The organism is Prosthecobacter sp., assembly GCF_044373815.1.
GTDB lineage: Bacteria > Verrucomicrobiota > Verrucomicrobiia > Verrucomicrobiales > Verrucomicrobiaceae > Prosthecobacter.
Map to the genome: position 1 here is coordinate 1 of NZ_JBIPNG010000098.1, position 16,734 is coordinate 16,734.

12 protein-coding genes are annotated in these 16,734 nt (G+C 60.8%); 5 read left to right on the plus strand and 7 right to left on the minus strand.

What is annotated here, in order from left to right; all coding sequences use genetic code 11:
- The 4 genes from ACIREA_RS10650 to ACIREA_RS10665 form a co-directional block, all read right to left on the minus strand.
- On the minus strand, nt 1-453 hold a 453-nt coding region (locus tag ACIREA_RS10650), incomplete at its 3' end, for a chondroitinase-B domain-containing protein (RefSeq protein ID WP_397382250.1).
- Between the two features lie 117 nt (nt 454-570).
- Nucleotides 571-876 (minus strand): type II toxin-antitoxin system VapC family toxin, encoded by a 306-nt coding sequence (locus tag ACIREA_RS10655; protein ID WP_397382251.1) that lies wholly within the window; start codon nt 874-876, stop codon nt 571-573.
- Nucleotides 877-975: 99 nt separating this feature from the next.
- A complete protein-coding gene (locus tag ACIREA_RS10660) occupies nt 976-1,155 on the minus strand; it encodes a hypothetical protein (protein WP_397382252.1) in 180 nt (59 codons plus the stop codon).
- Nucleotides 1,156-1,318: 163 nt separating this feature from the next.
- Complete coding sequence (locus ACIREA_RS10665) at nt 1,319-2,968, minus strand: UxaA family hydrolase (protein WP_397382253.1); 1,650 nt, start codon at nt 2,966-2,968, stop codon at nt 1,319-1,321.
- Nucleotides 2,969-3,056: 88 nt separating this feature from the next.
- On the opposite strand from ACIREA_RS10665, the gene ACIREA_RS10670 reads away from it, so the two are divergent.
- Nucleotides 3,057-4,826: an ATP-binding cassette domain-containing protein gene (locus ACIREA_RS10670; RefSeq protein ID WP_397382254.1), complete on the plus strand. Its 1,770-nt coding sequence runs from the start codon at nt 3,057-3,059 to the stop codon at nt 4,824-4,826.
- 112 nt (nt 4,827-4,938) lie between these two features.
- Nucleotides 4,939-5,415: a glycine cleavage system protein H gene (locus ACIREA_RS10675; RefSeq protein WP_397382255.1), complete on the plus strand. Its 477-nt coding sequence runs from the start codon at nt 4,939-4,941 to the stop codon at nt 5,413-5,415.
- Between the two features lie 458 nt (nt 5,416-5,873).
- On the opposite strand, the gene ACIREA_RS10680 is transcribed toward ACIREA_RS10675, so the two are convergent.
- The 3 genes from ACIREA_RS10680 to ACIREA_RS10690 all read right to left on the minus strand — a co-directional run bounded on the left by ACIREA_RS10680 (nt 5,874) and on the right by ACIREA_RS10690 (nt 12,310).
- The gene (locus ACIREA_RS10680) at nt 5,874-9,224 is read right to left on the minus strand and encodes a PVC-type heme-binding CxxCH protein (RefSeq protein ID WP_397382256.1); all 3,351 of its coding nucleotides are present in this window, start codon (nt 9,222-9,224) and stop codon (nt 5,874-5,876) included.
- 526 nt (nt 9,225-9,750) lie between these two features.
- A complete protein-coding gene (gene nspC / locus ACIREA_RS10685; RefSeq protein WP_397382257.1) occupies nt 9,751-10,947 on the minus strand; it encodes a carboxynorspermidine decarboxylase in 1,197 nt (398 codons plus the stop codon).
- Between the two features lie 286 nt (nt 10,948-11,233).
- Nucleotides 11,234-12,310, minus strand: a complete 1,077-nt coding sequence (locus ACIREA_RS10690; protein ID WP_397382258.1) for a sugar kinase — start codon at nt 12,308-12,310, stop codon at nt 11,234-11,236.
- Nucleotides 12,311-12,394: 84 nt separating this feature from the next.
- Here ACIREA_RS10690 and ACIREA_RS10695 point away from each other — a divergent pair, with 84 nt between their 5' ends.
- The 3 genes from ACIREA_RS10695 to ACIREA_RS10705 form a co-directional block, all read left to right on the plus strand.
- Entirely contained in the window at nt 12,395-12,994 is a 600-nt protein-coding gene (locus ACIREA_RS10695; RefSeq protein WP_397382259.1) for an acyloxyacyl hydrolase, read from the plus strand.
- 54 nt (nt 12,995-13,048) lie between these two features.
- Entirely contained in the window at nt 13,049-14,278 is a 1,230-nt protein-coding gene (locus tag ACIREA_RS10700; protein WP_397382260.1) for a serine hydrolase domain-containing protein, read from the plus strand.
- Nucleotides 14,279-14,475: 197 nt separating this feature from the next.
- The coding region (locus tag ACIREA_RS10705; RefSeq protein ID WP_397382261.1) for a DUF6797 domain-containing protein at nt 14,476-16,734 on the plus strand (2,259 nt) is incomplete at its 3' end.

Here is a 16,734-nt window from a genome sequence, read left to right on the forward strand (position 1 = left end):
GTGGTCGACTCGATTGCGTGCGCCGTAGATGGAGACGAACTGGGCGGAGGCTGTGGAGGTGAGCTGGGTGTCGTTGGTGACGGCGCAGTTGGTGATGCGGGAGTCGCTGGCGAGCTGCTTGGAATCTTTGCGGAGTTCGATGACCTGCTCGGCGGTGGGGTTCTGAAACCAGAGGCCGTCCACGATGATGTGGGAGCCGCCGACGGAGAGGCGGGAGGTGCCGGTGAAGATGACTTTGCCGGGGGTTTGGGCTTTGATGGTGACGGGTTTCTCGGCGGTGCCTTCGGCGTGGAGTTTTAATTGGGCGTCGGTCCAGGTGCCGTCGTTGAGGATGAGGGTATCGCCTGCGTTGATTGTTTGAGCGGCGGCGGCGAATGCGGCGGCATCTGCGATGGGGATGTCTTTGGCCAGAGCGGGAATGGCGAGGGCTAAGGCGAAGAGGGTGAGGCGCATGGGTGCATTAAGAGATGGAGCCCGCCCCATCGGCAAGCATGATTTCCAGATGCGTCACAAGTCTGGCATTTGCTTTCGTGGGGTGGGAGCCCTGCGTTACCGTCTGTTCAGGCAAACTCAGTCGAGCCAGTTTTCCACGCGCAGACCTGGCACCTGATTGAAGTCACGCAGATTGCGAGAAAGCAGAGTGGCCTGATAGGCGATGGCGATGCTGGCAATACGTAAATCGAGCGTGGCGATGCGTACTCCTTCCGAACGCAATCGCGTGAAAACCGCTGCTGTGTCATGATCCCATTCCAGCAGGGTCCACTTGTTGAGTTCTGCCAGGCTGCGGCCAAACCGCGAGTAGGCATGCACTTGTTCATCGACGTTGCGGGCTTTGTTGAGCAGCGCGAGCCAGCCGCGCAGGATTTCCTCGCTCACAACGATGGGCAGGAAATGATCTTCTGTGGACTCCGTCAGCCGCTGTTTGAGAGCGCGGCCTTTGGGTGTGTCGAGATCGATCTCGGAGATATGATGGTGTCAAGAATCAGCATGCTCGGACTCCACCGTCATGCTGCGTCGGTATTCCTGGCCCAAACGAACGGCCTCGGCATAGAGCGCGTCGTTTTTCGCCCAACCGGCGGTCTTCAACCAATCGCGCTTCGATGGTGGCGGCGTCTTTTTTGGAGAAGGCGGCACCTGGGTGATGGAACTGTCCACTGCACTCTTCATGACTGGATGAGTAGCGCAAAACGGCCCTGTTGGCAATTGGCGCTTTCATGCTCACGATGCCGGACGTTCGGAAAGCTGCGATGGGTACTCTTACCCGTCGGGTGTGGCGGGGCGCTGGTCGACGGGCAGGAGTGCCCATCGTACTTTTGAATCAGAGCGACACACCGCGTTTCCAGGGGAGGAAGTCGTCCTGGCCGAGGGAGACGGCTTTGGGGGTGTAGTCTCCGCTGGCGGTGGCGATAACGAGTTCGAGCATGTCTTCGCCCATTTGTTCGACGGTTTTTTCGCCGGAGATGATGGGGCCGGTGTCGAAGTCGATGAGGTCGGGCATGCGGCGGGCGAGATCGGAGTTGGTGGAGATTTTGAGGGTGGGGCAGACGGGATTTCCGGTGGGGGTGCCGAGGCCGGTGGTGAAGAGCATCATGTTGCAGCCGCCGCCGGCGAGGGCGGTGGTGCTTTCGACGTCGTTGCCGGGGGTGCAGTAGAGGGTGAGGCCGCCGTGCTGGCGGATGGGCTCGGCGTAGTCGAGGACATCGACGATGGGACTGGTGCCGCCTTTCTTGGCTGCGCCAGCGGATTTGATGCCGTCAGTGACGAGGCCGTCGCGGATGTTGCCGGGGCTGGGGTTGGCATCGAAGCCGGAGCCGCAGGCCTGGGCGGAGGCTTCGTAGGCACGCATGAGGCCGACGAATTTATCGGCGAGGGCGGCGGTGACGCAACGGTCGCTGAGGCTTTGCTCGACGCCGCAGAGTTCGGGGAACTCGCTGAGGACGGGCGCGCCGCCGAGAGCGGCGAGGAGATCGGCGGTGTGGCCGATGGCGGGATTGGCGGAGATGCCGGAGAAGCCATCACTGCCGCCGCATTCGACGGCCATGATGAGATTGCTGAGGGAGCAGGGCTCGCGGGTTTGTTCGTTCGCGGTGGCGAGATGGAGGAAGGTGTCGCGGATGGCGCTGGCCATCATGTCGCGCTCGGATTTGCTCTTCTGCTGTTCGTAAATGAGGAGGGGCTTTTCCAATTTGGGGTAGAGGGCGGCCATCTCGCTCTCGAGGAGGCTGACCTGGGCGTGCTGGCAGCCGAGGCTGAGGATGGTGGCACCGGCGACGTTGGAGCTGTGGATGTAACCGGCGAGGAGGCGGCAGAGAGCCTGGGCATCCTGGCGGGTGCCGCCGCAGCCGAGGCCGTGCTCGAGGAACTTGACGCCATCGATGTTTTTGAAGACGCGAGCGGCGGTGGCGGAGGTTTCGGCTTCGAGGGTGGCGGCTTCGATTTGATCGCGTGAGGCACCGGAGCGGTGGAGATCGAAGAGGCGCTGGGCGAAGCGCTCGTAGGGTGAGGTTTTGCCGTAGCCGAGGCTGCGGGTGAGGGCCTCACGCATGAAGGCGAGGTTGCGGTTTTCGCAGAAGACGAGGGGGATGACGAGCCAGTAGTTGGCGGTGCCGGCAGGGCCAACGGAGCGCTTGAAGCCGTTGAAGGTGCGGGTCTTCCATTTGGAGACGTCGGGTGGGGTCCAGGTGTAGTCGCGCTGCTTGCCGCTGAAGGCGGAGGTGGCGTGGACGACGTTGTGGGTGTGAATGAGGGCGCCGGTGGCGATGGACTGGGTGGCTTTGCCGACGGTGACGCCATACATGGTGACGATGTCGCCGACGGCGAAGTCATGGGCCGCGAATTTCTGCTTGGCGGGGATCTTTTCGCGGAGGGTCCAGGAGCGGCCGTTCAGGGAGAGGGCGGTGCCGGCGGTGAGATCGGACAGGGCGACGATGGCGTCGTCGGCAGGGTGGACTTGGAGGATGGAGGCCATGGTTGCGGAGGAATAAAGCGTTGGCGGAGGAAGGGAAGGCAGAATTTTGAACTTTGCTCTTTCTGCCAGACCGGGTTAGATCGGGAATATGCTCGAAATCAACAATCTCTCCCACGTTGTTCCCGGAAAAGGCAAGGAGCCGCTGCGCGTGCTGGAACAGGTCAGTTTCATGGCTCCGGGCGGGCATGTGCTGGCGCTGATCGGACCTTCGGGCAGTGGTAAGACGACGCTGCTGCGAATCCTGGCGGGATTGACGGAGCCTGAGGCTGGGACGATCACTTTTGGAAAGCGCGATCTCATCAAGCAGCCGCTGTATGCCAATCAGCTGGGCTGGGTGCCGGCGGGAGACGACAATTTGATCGAGCACCTGACGGTGCGCGAAAACCTGATCAGCGCGGCGATGCTGCGCGGAGCCGGACGGAATCGGGATGAGGTGATCTCCCGCGTGTCCCATGTGCTGGTGACGGTGGGGCTTGAAAATATCGCGACGGAGCGCACCTCGGCGCTGGCACTGCCGCAGCGCCGCCGCCTGAAGCTCGGCCTGGCGCTGGTGGCAGATCCGGTGATCGTGCTTTGTGATGATTTCACGGTGGGGATGGATGTGCGCAGCGAGCGTGAGTTTGAGGCGCTGCTGAGACTGGTGGCCAGCGACCGGCCTGACCGGATCGTGATTCACGCGACAGACTCGCTGGCGAATCTGGGGGCGTATGACACGGTGGTGGTGATGCATGAGGGCTACGTGGCTTTCCACGGTCCTGCACGCGCCGTGCCGCACTACTTCACGGTGCCGACGTATGATGAAGTTTATGCACGTCTGGCGAAGCGTCCCGCGCAGCGCTGGGGCGACTCCTGGATGAAGCACCGCGATGCGTACTATGCGGCGTTCAAGCTTGGGAGTGGCGTGGCGGAGAAGCTTTCCGCCGCCGAGGAAGATCCGGGTGATGAGGACCGCACGATCATCATGAAGCAGAAGGGCGGCGAGGATGAAGAGGAGGTCAAAAAGCCTGACGAAGCCGAGGTGAGGCCAATCATTCCGCTGCCGGGCATTCTCAGCCAGGCGCAGCATTTGGTGAAACGCCGCTGGTCGCTGCTGCGTCGCAGCCCACGCGAGTGGATCGTGCATGCCTCGTTGCTGGTGGGCGGGCCTGCCGTTGCGGCCCTGCTGCTGCTGCCCAATTTAAAAGGTCTCAAGGAAATGCGCGCTGGCAGCACCTCCATTGAAGTGGTCTGGCCGGCGGCGCATGCGGTGTCGATGATCGTCCTGATTCAGATTCTGCTGGTGATGTTCATGGCGCTGCGCCTCGGTGCACGCGAGATCGCCGGACGACGTGCGATTTATGAACGCGAGCGCATCGGCGGTGTGGCCCCCGCCGCATGGCTGATCGGTTCCCTGCTCTTCATGCTGCCCATCATTCTGGTGCAAAGCATCTGGATGGAGATGTTTCTGGACATCGTTTCCGGCTCCGGCGTGCTGCCGGGCACGGGGATGGCCAAGCTGATGCTGCCTGTCCTCTCGGGCGCAGCTTTTGCCGCTCTCTGTCTGGGGATCTCCGCCAACTCTGACAGCAAGGAGCGTGCGCACAGCGTCTCGCTCACGCTGCTTTGCGCGAACGTCCTGCTCTGCGGTGCGCTGCTGGGTTTCCCGAAGATTCTAGGGCATCTGGTGCATCCGTTCATCACGGCGCATTATGGGTGGTCGGGCATCATCGATTCGCTGGAGAAGACGGCCTACTTCACCCCCATCGACAAACTGGTGAAGACCTGGTTTGCGACACCGGATATTGCGATGAGCATGCTCGGGGTGCATTTCCTCGTGGGCGTGGTGCTGGCGTTTGTGGGCTTGAAGCGGAGGGCGTGATGCTACGAGTTCAAGACGAGTGCGTAGTCATGGTGAATCATCGTGTCCGCGAACGTTCTAGATCACGACTCTTGACCAGTTCCTGACCTCCGGCTTTTCTCTCCCCTTCCCCATGCTCAATTTTGTTCGCTTCAAGCACGCCCGGTTTTCCGCTCGTTTCCCTGATACTTTTCGATACTCGCGCTCGCACTACTGGATGGCGCCGGTGGAGGGGGAGACGAATTTGTGGCGCGTGGGCTTCACGAAGTTCGCAACGCGGATGCTGGGTGAACTGGTGGACTGCGAATGGAAGCCTGCTGAAGGCGGTCCCGTGGCTCCCGGCGACAACATCGGCTGGGTGGAGGGCTTCAAGGCGGCGTCTGACGTTTATTGCGTGATGAACGGCGCGTTTGCGGGTGGGAACCCGGAGCTCAAGGTGGATGCGTGCATTGTGCGCAGTGATCCGTATGAGCAGGGGTGGCTTTACAGCGTGCGTGGGGAGCCTGAGGCGGAGAGCATGGATGTGAATGGATATATTGAGCTGCTAGGCGGGACGATTCAGAGGATGGCGGAGGAGGGGCATGGGGAAGAGGGCGCGGATGGGGATTGAGGGAGAGGCTGGACTCGCGCGAGGGGATTGAGAGCCAGCATTTAGTGCAAGCGCGGTTTGTCTCACCGCTACCCGGTTTGCCGGAGGCCGGCGATCTGGAGCCTTTTAAATTCTGACGCAGCCATTCAGAAGACTCTGTTAAGTGCGATGGACATGGCCCGTCGGTCTGGGGTGATTGGGCAGCGCTGATCGACAGACAGGAGTGTCTATCGTACTTCAATCCATCTGCGCAGGCACAAAGCGTGGCTTCTTGGGCATGCGACTATCGAAGCTTCCCTTTCGATGGTTTCGTGGAATGCGTGTGCTGTCCGGCCTGCGGAAAGCGGTAGCTGCGCTTCCTCCTTCGCTCTACGAGCTACGGAGGACAGGCTGTTCCTCGCTGCGCGACCGCAGTCCAAAAATGAAGGCTGTTGCGCTGCTTCTATGCCGTCTTGATGAAGCAAGGACTCCCCTGCCCTCTATTTCCCGAGGAGGAAGGCGAGGAGGTCGGCCATTTGTTCTTTGGTGATGGCGGCTTCGAGGCCGACGGGCATGAGGGTGTGATCGAGGGATTTCATTTCCTTGATGGCGGTGCGGGCGATGGTTTCCTTGGCACCGCCCATCATGGCGAGGACGATGCCGTCGCCGGTTTCGCTTTGGATGAGGCCGGAGAGGGTGCGGCCGTCTTTGGTCTCGACGGTGTAGGCGCTCCAGCGGGCTTCAAACATGCGATTGGGATCGAGGATGTCTGAGAGGAGGCCTTCAGGGGGCTTCACTTTGACGTCGGAGAGCGGCGGGCCGACATCGACGCCAAGGCTGCCGTGCTTGTGGCAGGTGATGCAGATGGTGGCGAAGACCTGCTGACCTTTTTTGGCGTTCCCTTTCGTGGTAGTGGCGACCATGTAGTCTTGGACGACTTTCGCGCGGTCGCTGCTGGCTTCGCCGAAGAGCTTCTTGGCAAGTGCGGGCATCTCGCCGGTGCCGCGCTGGTAGCGCCAGCGGGTTTCGACATCGACCCAGGCGGTGGGGAACTCGCCCTTCTCCATGCGCTTGAACAGATCGAGCGCGGTGGTGGCGTTGGCGGTGAGGACGGGGACGAGGTCGCGCTTCAATGCGGGTCCGGCTTTGGGCAGGAGTTCATAGATGAGCGGCGAGGTGGTGGTGGCGGGGTATTTGCGCAGCAAGGCCAGTGCGGCGAGAGACAACTCCGGCGGCTGGCTGGTGGTGAGGAGGGTTTTCACGACGGGCTGCACGGCATCCCATTTGCGCTGGCCGAGGAGGGGCATGACGGCGAGGCGCTGGTCGAGAGGGGATTTGTTGTTGGCGATGATTGCGTCGATCTCGGACTGCAGAGTGGCGATTTCTTTGGCGGCGTCTTCGTGGCCTTTGGGCAGCTTGGCGAGGCCTTGCAGCAAAGCGGGTTTCCACCAGAGGAGTTTGCCGGGTTCTTTTTGCAGGAGGGAGAGCAGTGCGGTCACGTCTTCTGCTTCAGCATCGGCGATGGCCCCCAAGGTAAAGGTGCGGATGGTGGTGCTGCGGATTTCAGAGAAGGTCTTGAAGAAGTCATCGCCAAGGGAGCTGAGGATGCGGCCCATCTGCGTGCTGGCGGAGGAGGCGACCATCTTTGCCATCCATGGGTCTTCGGGATACTTCGCGATGAGAGCACTGAGCTTTTTGGCATCGGTGATGGTCTGAGCTTTGAGGAAGGCAATGCGCTCGGGGTGCTCAGGTGGGACTTCGCCCCAGCCGACTTCGAGAATGGCGTGGTATTTGCCGGGGGTTTTGGTGACGAGTTTTTTCGTCCCCTTGGGCACGACGCGCCAGATGCGGCCTTCGTTTTCGCCCTGGCGCATGTCGTGGGTTTTGACGAATTCCTCGGGGAAGAAGCGGGCGTGGTCGATCCAGCGGCGGTAGATGTCGCAGATGTAAATGGCACCGTCGGGGCCGGTGGTGAAATTGACGGGGCGGCTCCATTCATCGCTGCTGCGGAAGAATTCGGTGCGGTCGCCAACGCGGGTGGCTTTGAGGGATGCGCCGCTGGGTGTGATCTTGTAACGGGTGACGAGCTGGCCGGTGGGATCGGGGACGAAGACGTTGTTTTTCAGAGCGGGCATGAGCGAACCACGATAGACGCCCAGGCCGGAACAAGCGGTGTTTGTGCCGGCGTGAGCGTCTGCTGTGGTGTGGGTGATCTGCAATGGGAAGACGCGGGTTTCAGCGCCGAAGGGGGCGATGTCCTCGAAGTTCTGCGTGATGCCAGCGTGGGGATTGTGCAGCATGGCCTCGTAGGGCATGACGGTGAACATGAGGGGATTGCGATTGGAGCAGTAGAAGTGATGGCCGTAGTCATCGAAGGCGCCGCCGTACTGGCCTTTGCCGCCGGTGGGGGTGATCTTGTCGGTGCGGGGGTCCCATTTGAAATTGCTGCCGGGGATGTTCACCACATCGGCGGGTTTGTCGGCGGGATAGATCTCGCGGGCATCGAGACCGTTGTTGAAATGAATGCAGCCATCGGGGCCCCAGCGCGGGGCGCTGACCTGAAGCTGCGCGTGCTTGGGATTGAAGCCTTTGATGAGGGACTTGATTTCGTCGGCCTTGCCATCGCCATCGGTGTCTTTGAGGAAGAGAATCTGCGAGCGCGTGGTGGCGATGAGGCCGCCGTTGTAGGGGAGGAGGCCCTGCACGTTGTCCATGTGATCGGCAAAGGTGACGGCTTTGTCCATGCGACCGTCGCCGTCTTCATCGGTGAGGAGTTGGATGCGGGAGAGCCAGGGATCTCCGGGGTTTGGGGGGCCGAGGGGGTAGTCGCGCATGTCGGCGACGTACATGCGGCCCTGCGCGTCCCAGGTGCATTCGACGGGGTCGAGGACGAGGGGCTCGGCGGCGACAAGCTGCACTTCATAGTCGCCATCGAGCTGGATGCGTTTGAGGGATTCTTCGGGGGAGAGAGCTTTGGACTGGCCATCACGCACAGCGCCGATGTCGCTGCCGCCACTGGCCTGGATGGCGCTCCACTTTTCTTTGAATTCGCCGAGGGGATACAATTCGTAACGACGCACGAGCATTTCCGCGCCTTCGGTCTGCAGGAGGATTTTGCCTTCGGCGGGTTTGCAATCGAAGGCTTCATTGACCATCGCGCCGTTGACGAAGTATTGAAGCGTGTCGCCTTTGGCGATGACTTCGAGGCGGTTCCACTCGCCGGAGGGGGACTCGACATCTTCGCGACCGCGGAAGCCGACTTTGTCGGCCCAGTCTACATCGCGGTGTTTCCAATTGATGCGGCCTGCGGTGACGGTTTGACGGGGTTCGCCTTTCTTCCAGATTTTTTCCTTGTCGCGATCGAGGGCGAATTCGGCGGAGAGGGAGGTGGTGAGCTGGGTGCCGTCGGCGAGTTTGGGGGAGAGGACGAGGATGTCGCCCACGCCGCCTTCGATGATCTGGGCCTCGATGCTGGCCATCCAGGTGTCTGAGTAAGCGCCGTGCGGGCCGTAGCCATGGAGGAGGATGCCGTTGTCCTTGGCGGCCTTCTCGCGCTTGCCCCAAGTCTTGGTGCCCCATTTGAATTCGAGCACGAGGTGGTAGTCGCGGAAGTTTTCCTTTGTGGCGACGTAGCCGTAACCACGGCCGCTGATGTGGAAGGTGCCGTCTTTGTCGAAAGTCCAGACGTCCTTGGGGGCATCGTGGAAGTCGGCCTTGGGATTGACGTGGTAGTCCACGTTGCCGGATTTGATGACGTCCAGGAGGTTGAGCTTCGCTTTGACGGGTTCGATGGCAGGCAGGAGGCCGGCGGAACAGATCGACAGCACGGAGAGTAGTGAAAGGATGCGCATGGAGTGTATACGGCGAGGGTGAGCGTATCATTACGGCGTGGCTGTGCATGATGCAGACACGATTGAGGCCAAACTTGGTGCTTTTGTGACGGGAGGGGGGAATGGGGTGGGACGAAGGGAGCGGGTGGGACGCTTGTGCTGGCATCGCTACGCGATGCGGGGGTATGGATGGTTTTCGCGGGCCCGGAACGAGGGGTGTCGCTGCGCTCAACCGCCTCGCTACGGGCTGAGATGGCTCCGCCATCTGGAGTGATTTAAACAGGGCTCTGGGTAACTCGACCGGAACCGGCTGCTGCGCAGCCGCGAAGCGAACCCGGGACTACAATACGTGCGCTGTGGGCTGCGGAGTGATGAGAGATTTTCGCCCTGTGACTTCCTGCTATGTGACACCTCCTTTAGCATGCGCAGGGTAATGCGACCGGAGCCGGCTGAAGCCGGGACTACAATACGTGTGGTGTGGACTGCGGAACGATGGAGCTGCGGCGTTTCCGGAGCGAGCTCAAGCTCGGCAGGACTTTAGCCCAGCTCAGGAGAGCTTGTTGCGGAAGTCGGCGTAGCCGAATTTGCGGACGACACGGTATTCCTGAGTGGACGGATCGTAGATGGCGATGTCGGGATGGGGGACGCCATTGAAGGTGGTGGTTTTCACCATGGTATAATGTGCCATGTCTGCGAAGACGAGGCGCTGGCCGATGCGGAGGGGCTCGGGGAAGGAGAAGCCGCTGAGGACGTCTCCGGCGAGGCAGGAGGTGCCGCCCATTTTGTACTCGTAGGGGTGCTCTCCGGGAAGACCGGCCCCGAAGATGTGGGGGCGATAGGGCATCTCGAGCGTGTCCGGCATGTGGGCGGTGGCGGAGATGTCGAGGATGGCGGTGGGCGTGGGGGCCGCGATGATGTCCTGCACTTCGGCGATGAGGTAGCCGGTGTTCAGGCCGGCGGCTTCGCCGGGCTCGATGTAAACGTCCTTGCCCCACTTCTCGCGGAAGGTGCGGAGGACGCGGATGAGAAGGTCCACATCGTAGTCTTTGCGGGTGATGTGGTGGCCGCCGCCCATGTTGACCCACTTCACCTGTTTGAGCAGGCGGGGGAAGCGTTGTTCGACGGCGGCGACGGTGCGCTCAAGGACGTCGGAGTCTTGCTCGCAAAGGGCGTGGAAGTGAAGGCCTTCGATGCCGGTGAGGTCTTGGTCTTCGAGGAGGTCGGAGCGAATGCCGAGGCGGCAGCCGGGGGAGCAGGGATCGTAGAGGGAGACCTCGACTTCGGAGTGCTCGGGGTTCACGCGGATGCCGGGGCTGGGAGCGTGGCCGGTGGCGGATTTGGCAGCATCGAGCATGGGCTTGAACTTCCGAAACTGCGCGAGGGAATTGAAGCTGAGATGATGCGAGATAGGGATGATCTGCTGCATCTCCTGCGGTTTGAAGGCGGGGGAATAGACGTGGACTTCCTTGCCGAATTCCTGGGCGAGAAGGGCCTCGTTCAAGCCGCTGGCGCAGCAACCGCTGAGGTATTCGCGCATGATGGGGAACACGCTGAACATGGAGAAGCCCTTCAGCGCGAGGAGGACGCGGGCACCGGATTCACTCTGCACGCGGGCGAGTTTTTCCATGTTCTTCCGCAGCAGCGCGACGTCCACCACGTAGGCGGGGGTTTCGATGGCGTTGATGTCGAAGGCCGGAAAGGGCTGCTCGTAAACGTGGGGAGGAGTGAAGAAAGTGGAGGCCATTCAGGGAAGGAGCTGGGGGGAGGAATAGGGAACGATAGGGGGAAGAGGCAAGGGACGAAAATGACGAATGTATGACTGGGACTTAGTCAAGGAGGGGCGTTCCAATGCTGGCGAGTGGTGCTGATGTCCCCTCACCCCAACCCTCTCCCCGAAGAAAAATTTTCGCGGTCGTCGTGTATCCGGGGCGGGGAGAGGGAGAACCGCTATGACAGCCTTGGAGTTACCGGACACGACATTATTTAACACGCTCTAACAAGGCGATTGAGTCTTTCAGTTCGTCATTCCTCTAGCGCTGCACTTTGGCGTCTCCGCCTTCGGCGAGCTTTTGGACTTCGGGGAAGGTGGCCATGCTGGTGTCTCCGGGGGTGGTCATGGCGAGGGCGCCGTGGGCGGCACCGTAGTCGACGGCTTTTTGGGCGTCGTTTTCCACGAGGAGGCCATGGATGAGTCCGGCGACGAAGCTGTCGCCCGCGCCGATGCGGTCGAGGATGTCGAAGCGGGAGTAGTTGCGGCTGCGATGGAAGCTGCCTTTGTGCCAGCAGAGAGCGCCCCAGTCATTGACGTTGGCGGTGTGCACGCGGCGAAGGGTGGCGGCGATGGTGTGCAGGTTGGGGTACTGAGCGGCGAGCTTTAACATCATGGGGCGGAGCTTGGCGTCTTCAGCGGCAAAGATGTCGGTGGGATCCGTGGGCGTGGCGGAGGAGACGGGCGGCTCGTCGCTGAGGACACCGATCATGACATTGACGTAGGGGGCGAGCTGGCGGTTGAGCGCCTGAGATCCGGCGAAGGCGCCGCGCTCCTGCCAGAGGGAGGGGCGGTAGTTGAGGTCGTAGCTGACGGTGACGCCGTGTTTTTTGGCGGCTTCGCAGGCCTGGATGGTGATCTCGGCAGTGGATTCGGAAAGGCCGGCGAAGATGCCGCCGGTGTGGAGCCATTTGCAGCCGAGGGTGCCGAAGAGGTGATCGAAGTCGAAGTCGCCAGGCTTGAGCTGCGAGGCGGCGCTGTGGCCGCGATCGACGCTGCCTTTGGCACCGCGAACGCCGAAGCCACGCTCGGTGAAATTGATGGGATTGCGGACGCGTTTGCCCATGCCGTCATAGGGCACCCATTTGATAAGGGATGTGTCCACGCCGCCCTGGAGGATGAGGTCTTCGATGAGGCGGCCGATTTCGTTGTCGGCAAAAGCAGTCAAGATACCGGCACGCAGGCCGAAGCAGCGGCGGGCGCCGCGGGCCACATTGTACTCGCCGCCGCCCTCCCAGGCGGTGAACTGGCGGGAGGTGCGCACGCGTCCCTCACCGGGATCGAGGCGGAGGAGGACTTCACCGAGGGACAGGAGATCGTAGGCAGGTTGGGCGGACATGGAGGGGCTAGATATGAAGCGCGACGGGGCAGTGGCAAATAACTCCTCGCTGGAAAATGTGCCGGGATGAGTTTAGGCTTGGGGATGATTCGATTCCTTTCCTGCATTGCCTGCGCGCTGATGGTCTCCACGACGGGCTTCTCCAAGTCCCCCGTGCCACCTGTGGAGCTCAAGCCCTGGGACAAAGGTGCCCTTGAGTTTGAGACGGGCATGCTCTGGAAGGTCGGCGGAGACACCACTTTTAATTATCGCATCATCCCCTTCATCGTTTCCTGGCGCACGCCGGAGTGGTTTGGATTCCATTTCCGCAATGGCTCCGCCTTGGTTGTGAGGCAGAAATTTTCTGCGATGGCCAATTTCATCGAGACGGGTTCTGAGAACCGCTACCTCGGCTTTTCGGGCGGTGGAGTCATCGAATGGTGGAACCCGAGCGCGACGTGGAGCGTCTTTGGCTCAGGCGGTGGTGGGGTGGGCTGGATTGATGCGCAGGATGCTCCTGGTGGTCAGGGGCAGGACTTCACGCTGAACTGGTACAGCCAGCTGGGTGTCTCGCACACGCTTACCGAGAAGTGGTCCGTGAATGCGAGTGCGATGTTTCAGCATATGTCCAATGGCGGGCAGACGAATCCAAATCCGGGGCTGGATGCGCTGGGGGTGCTGATTGGCGTGCGCAGGAGTTTTTGAGCGGGGCAAAATGAAGCTGGCCAAATGAGGCGGGGCATTTCATGGTGATGGACCATGAGCTTTCGACTTCTGACCACCCTTGTTTTCGCCACTGCTTTTCTGCACGCTGCTGATGTTTATTTTCCGCCGCCTGACAGCGAGGGTGGCTGGCGTGAAGCGAAGGGCGAGAAGGAATGCCGCGAGCTGGGTGGCATGGATTTGGTGAAGCTGGAGCCGGCGTATACGATGACGGAGCGCTCGACGGGAAATGGTGGCCTCGTTGTGGTACACAAGGGGTATCTGGTGTTTGAGAAATACTTTGGTCGTGCGAGCCGCAACAGCAATCCGGACATGGCATCCACGGGGAAGGCTTTTTGCAGCATCGCATGCGGGATCATGCTGCATGAGTTTAAGGACAAGATCCCTGAGGGGCTGGATACGAAGGTGTTTACTGCGAAGTATCTGCCGGAAGCTTATCCGCTGAATGATCCGCGCAAGGCGGAGATCACGCTGGGACAACTGCTGTGCATGACGGGCGGCTATTGGGGTGAAGGGCAGACGCCGACGGGGTATGTGAAAGGTGACCCCAAGGCGCAACAGCTCAAGCCGGTTCCGGGGCAGAACATCAAGGACCTGGACAAGTCATCGCTCAATGTGCCGCTGTGGACGGCGCCGGGAGCTGGGTATTCGTATTCCTCCCCTTCCCCGCACATCGCCAGCATCGTGCTGCGGCATGTGACGGGCATGGAGCTGAAGGATTACATTGATGCACGGCTGGCGAAGCCGCAGGGCTGGGGCGCGTGGGACTACTGCCTGCACCGTGGTGACTATGTGATGCCGCACGCGAATGGCGCGGGCAGCACGGCGCTGCATGCCACGGATGCGGTGCGCATGGGCTACTGCCTGGCGCATGGTGGCAAGTGGAAGGACCAGCAACTGGTGCCGGCGGATTACATCAAGAAGTGCCAGACGTGGAGTCCGCACAATCCGCACACGCCGTTCTCGCTGCAGTTTGAGCACAATGCGGACGGACACGTGGCGGGTGCGCCGAAGGATGCGTTTTGGAAATCGGGCGCGGGTGGTTTTTGTCTCTACGTGGTGCCGTCGCTGGATCTGGTGATCTACAAGCTGGGCGGCAAGGACGGGCAGTATGATCCGACGCTGACGCGGATCCCGCAGCCGGAGCAGAAGCATGACCGGGATAACTGGCAGCCGATTCCGGGGAATGCGTTTATGGAGGGCAGCGGTGCGGCTTCGCTGAACCGGGTGCTGGAGATGGTGTGTGCGGCCGTGAGGGTGGAGTAGGCGAAGCGGCTGGCGAAGAGCTCCAGTTGCGGCGCAACTGGGCTACTTTGCTGGCGCTGTCTTCGATTGGTTTTAGGATCCGCGTGGGCGAACGAGAGTGTGGGCGCGCTGGTCGACGGGCAGGAGTGCCCATCGTACTTTTGGCAAGGCGTACATGATTGACAGATCGAGCGCGCGACGCCTGTTGTGTGTTTCCCATGAAGTTTTGCTCGTTCCTTGCCTTCCTGTCTCTTGCCACCTGCTCGCTCGCTGCGGACAAACCTGCGAAGCCCAAGGTGGCGGACGCGCCTGCTGCGCCATCGCCGTGGGGGGATTTTGTGGAGAAGGATTTTCCGTTTTTTAGCAGTGTGCTGGATGCGAGGGAGGCGGGTGAGGGTTTTCCGAAGGACAATCTGACGCCGCGTGGGATTGTTTTGAATCTGGGGCACAATTTGTGGGCGTGCTTTGATACGGATCTGCTGCGCATTGCCTGCATCTGGGAAGGCGAGGCTGGGAAGCCGCCGGTGAGTGCGGATGCGCTGGCGCCGGGATCGTATCATGTGGCGGGGCAGAAGACGAAGGATGGACAGGATTTTCTGCCGAAGCCGATTGGCAAGGTGTGGCTGGCGAATGGGATTTATCCGGGCTGGCAGGTGGGGGAGAAGCCGAGCTTTACGGATCCGCGTGAGGCGACGCCGAGTCCGGAGGAGGTGGGACGTGGGCCGGTTGCGGGTTCTCGTTTAGTAGCCGTAAAAAAAAGCGCTGCCGGGATATCTCTCGAATTGGAGATTGCCGGAGTTCAAGTCGTTGAAACGCTAAGAACGACTCCGCAAGGAATTCATGCCGATGTGGTCGTCGGTCCGCACAAGCAGCAGCTTGTATGGATGGCTGGCTTGGTGAATACGAAAACGACAAACGTCCAATATTCCTCAGGAACGGGATCCACTTACGACACCGGCTTGATGCTTTCCATGGGAAAAGTTGTTCTCGGATTTGATCCAACAGACACACCACAAAAATCATCCATCACATTTCCAGGCATCGGAGTTCGCACTGAAACAAAGTCAGACAAAGAACAAAACGAAACGTGGCCGCAAACCCTCACCACCACCGCCACGCTCTCCACCAAGCCGGACGCTTATGTTAATGATGAGATTCCCCTGCCCCTTGCGAATCCGTGGAAGAGGAATGTGAGGCTGGCGGATGTGGCGTTTTTGAATGACCAGGGGGATGCGGCGGGGGTGACGTTTGATGGGGATGTGTGGCTGATCTCGGGTTTGAAGGGGGATCTGGAGAAGGTGACGTGGAAGAGGTTTGCGAGCGGGCTGCATGAGCCGATGAGCCTTGTGGTGAGGAATGGCGAGATTCTGGTCTTTGATCGCAATGGGATCTGGAAGCTGGTGGACACGAATGGTGACAAGGAGTGCGACCGGTATGAGATGTTCTGCAATCTGTTCGCGCAGACGGCTGAGACGCGGGAGTTTCCGAATTCGATGAAGCTGGGGCCGAAGGGGGAGCTGTATATTTCGAAGGGCGGGCAGGAAGGGACGACTTATGGCAAGCACAATGGGACGGTGATCAAAATCGCGGCGGATGGGAAGTCGATGGAGGTGATTGGGTATGGGTTGCGGCAGCCGTTCATCGGGGTGAATCCGAAGACGGGGCTGGTGACGGCGAGCGATCAGCAGGGCAACTATGTGCCGTCCACCCCGCTGCATATTATTTCGGATCATCACTTCTACGGGCATCTGCCGACGATCGCGCCGAAGGAGAAGTATCCGGAGACGATCACGGAGCCGCTGACGTGGCTGCCGCATCCGGTGAATCCGAGTGGGGTGACGCAGACGTGGCTCATCGACGCGAAGATGGGGCCGGTGAATGGAGAGCTGATTCACATTGGCTACAACCGGCCGGAGCTTTTCCGCGTGCTGATGAACTCGCATTTTGAAAAGCCACAGGCGGCGGTAGTGAGCTTTAATCGGAACTTTGATTTTCCTACGTTGAACGCGGTGGTGAATCCGGCGGACGGGCAGCTCTATGTGGTGGGCTTCCAGGTGTGGGGCACGGTGGTGAAGAAGATCAGCGGGCTGGCGCGCGTGCGCTACACGGACAAGCCGCGGGTGCTGCTCAAGGAAGTGACGCCGACGGACAAGGGATTGCTGCTGAAGTTCAATGCGAAGCTGGATGCAAAGCTGGCGACTGATCCTGACAGTTTCAATGGCGAGCGCTGGAACTACAGGCGGACCTTTGACTATGGCTCGCCGCATTTGAAGCTGGACGGCAGCAGCGGGCAGGAATGGATGACGGCGAGCAGCGCGTATCTGAGCAAGGATGGGATGAGTGTGCTGGTGGGTTTTCCGGATATGAAGGCGGGGGTGCACCAGATGCGCATCGGCTGGGGGCTCAAAAGTGCGGATGGATTGAAGGCGGAGAACACGGCGTATTTTTCGCCGTGGGAGCTCATGACGTTTGATGCG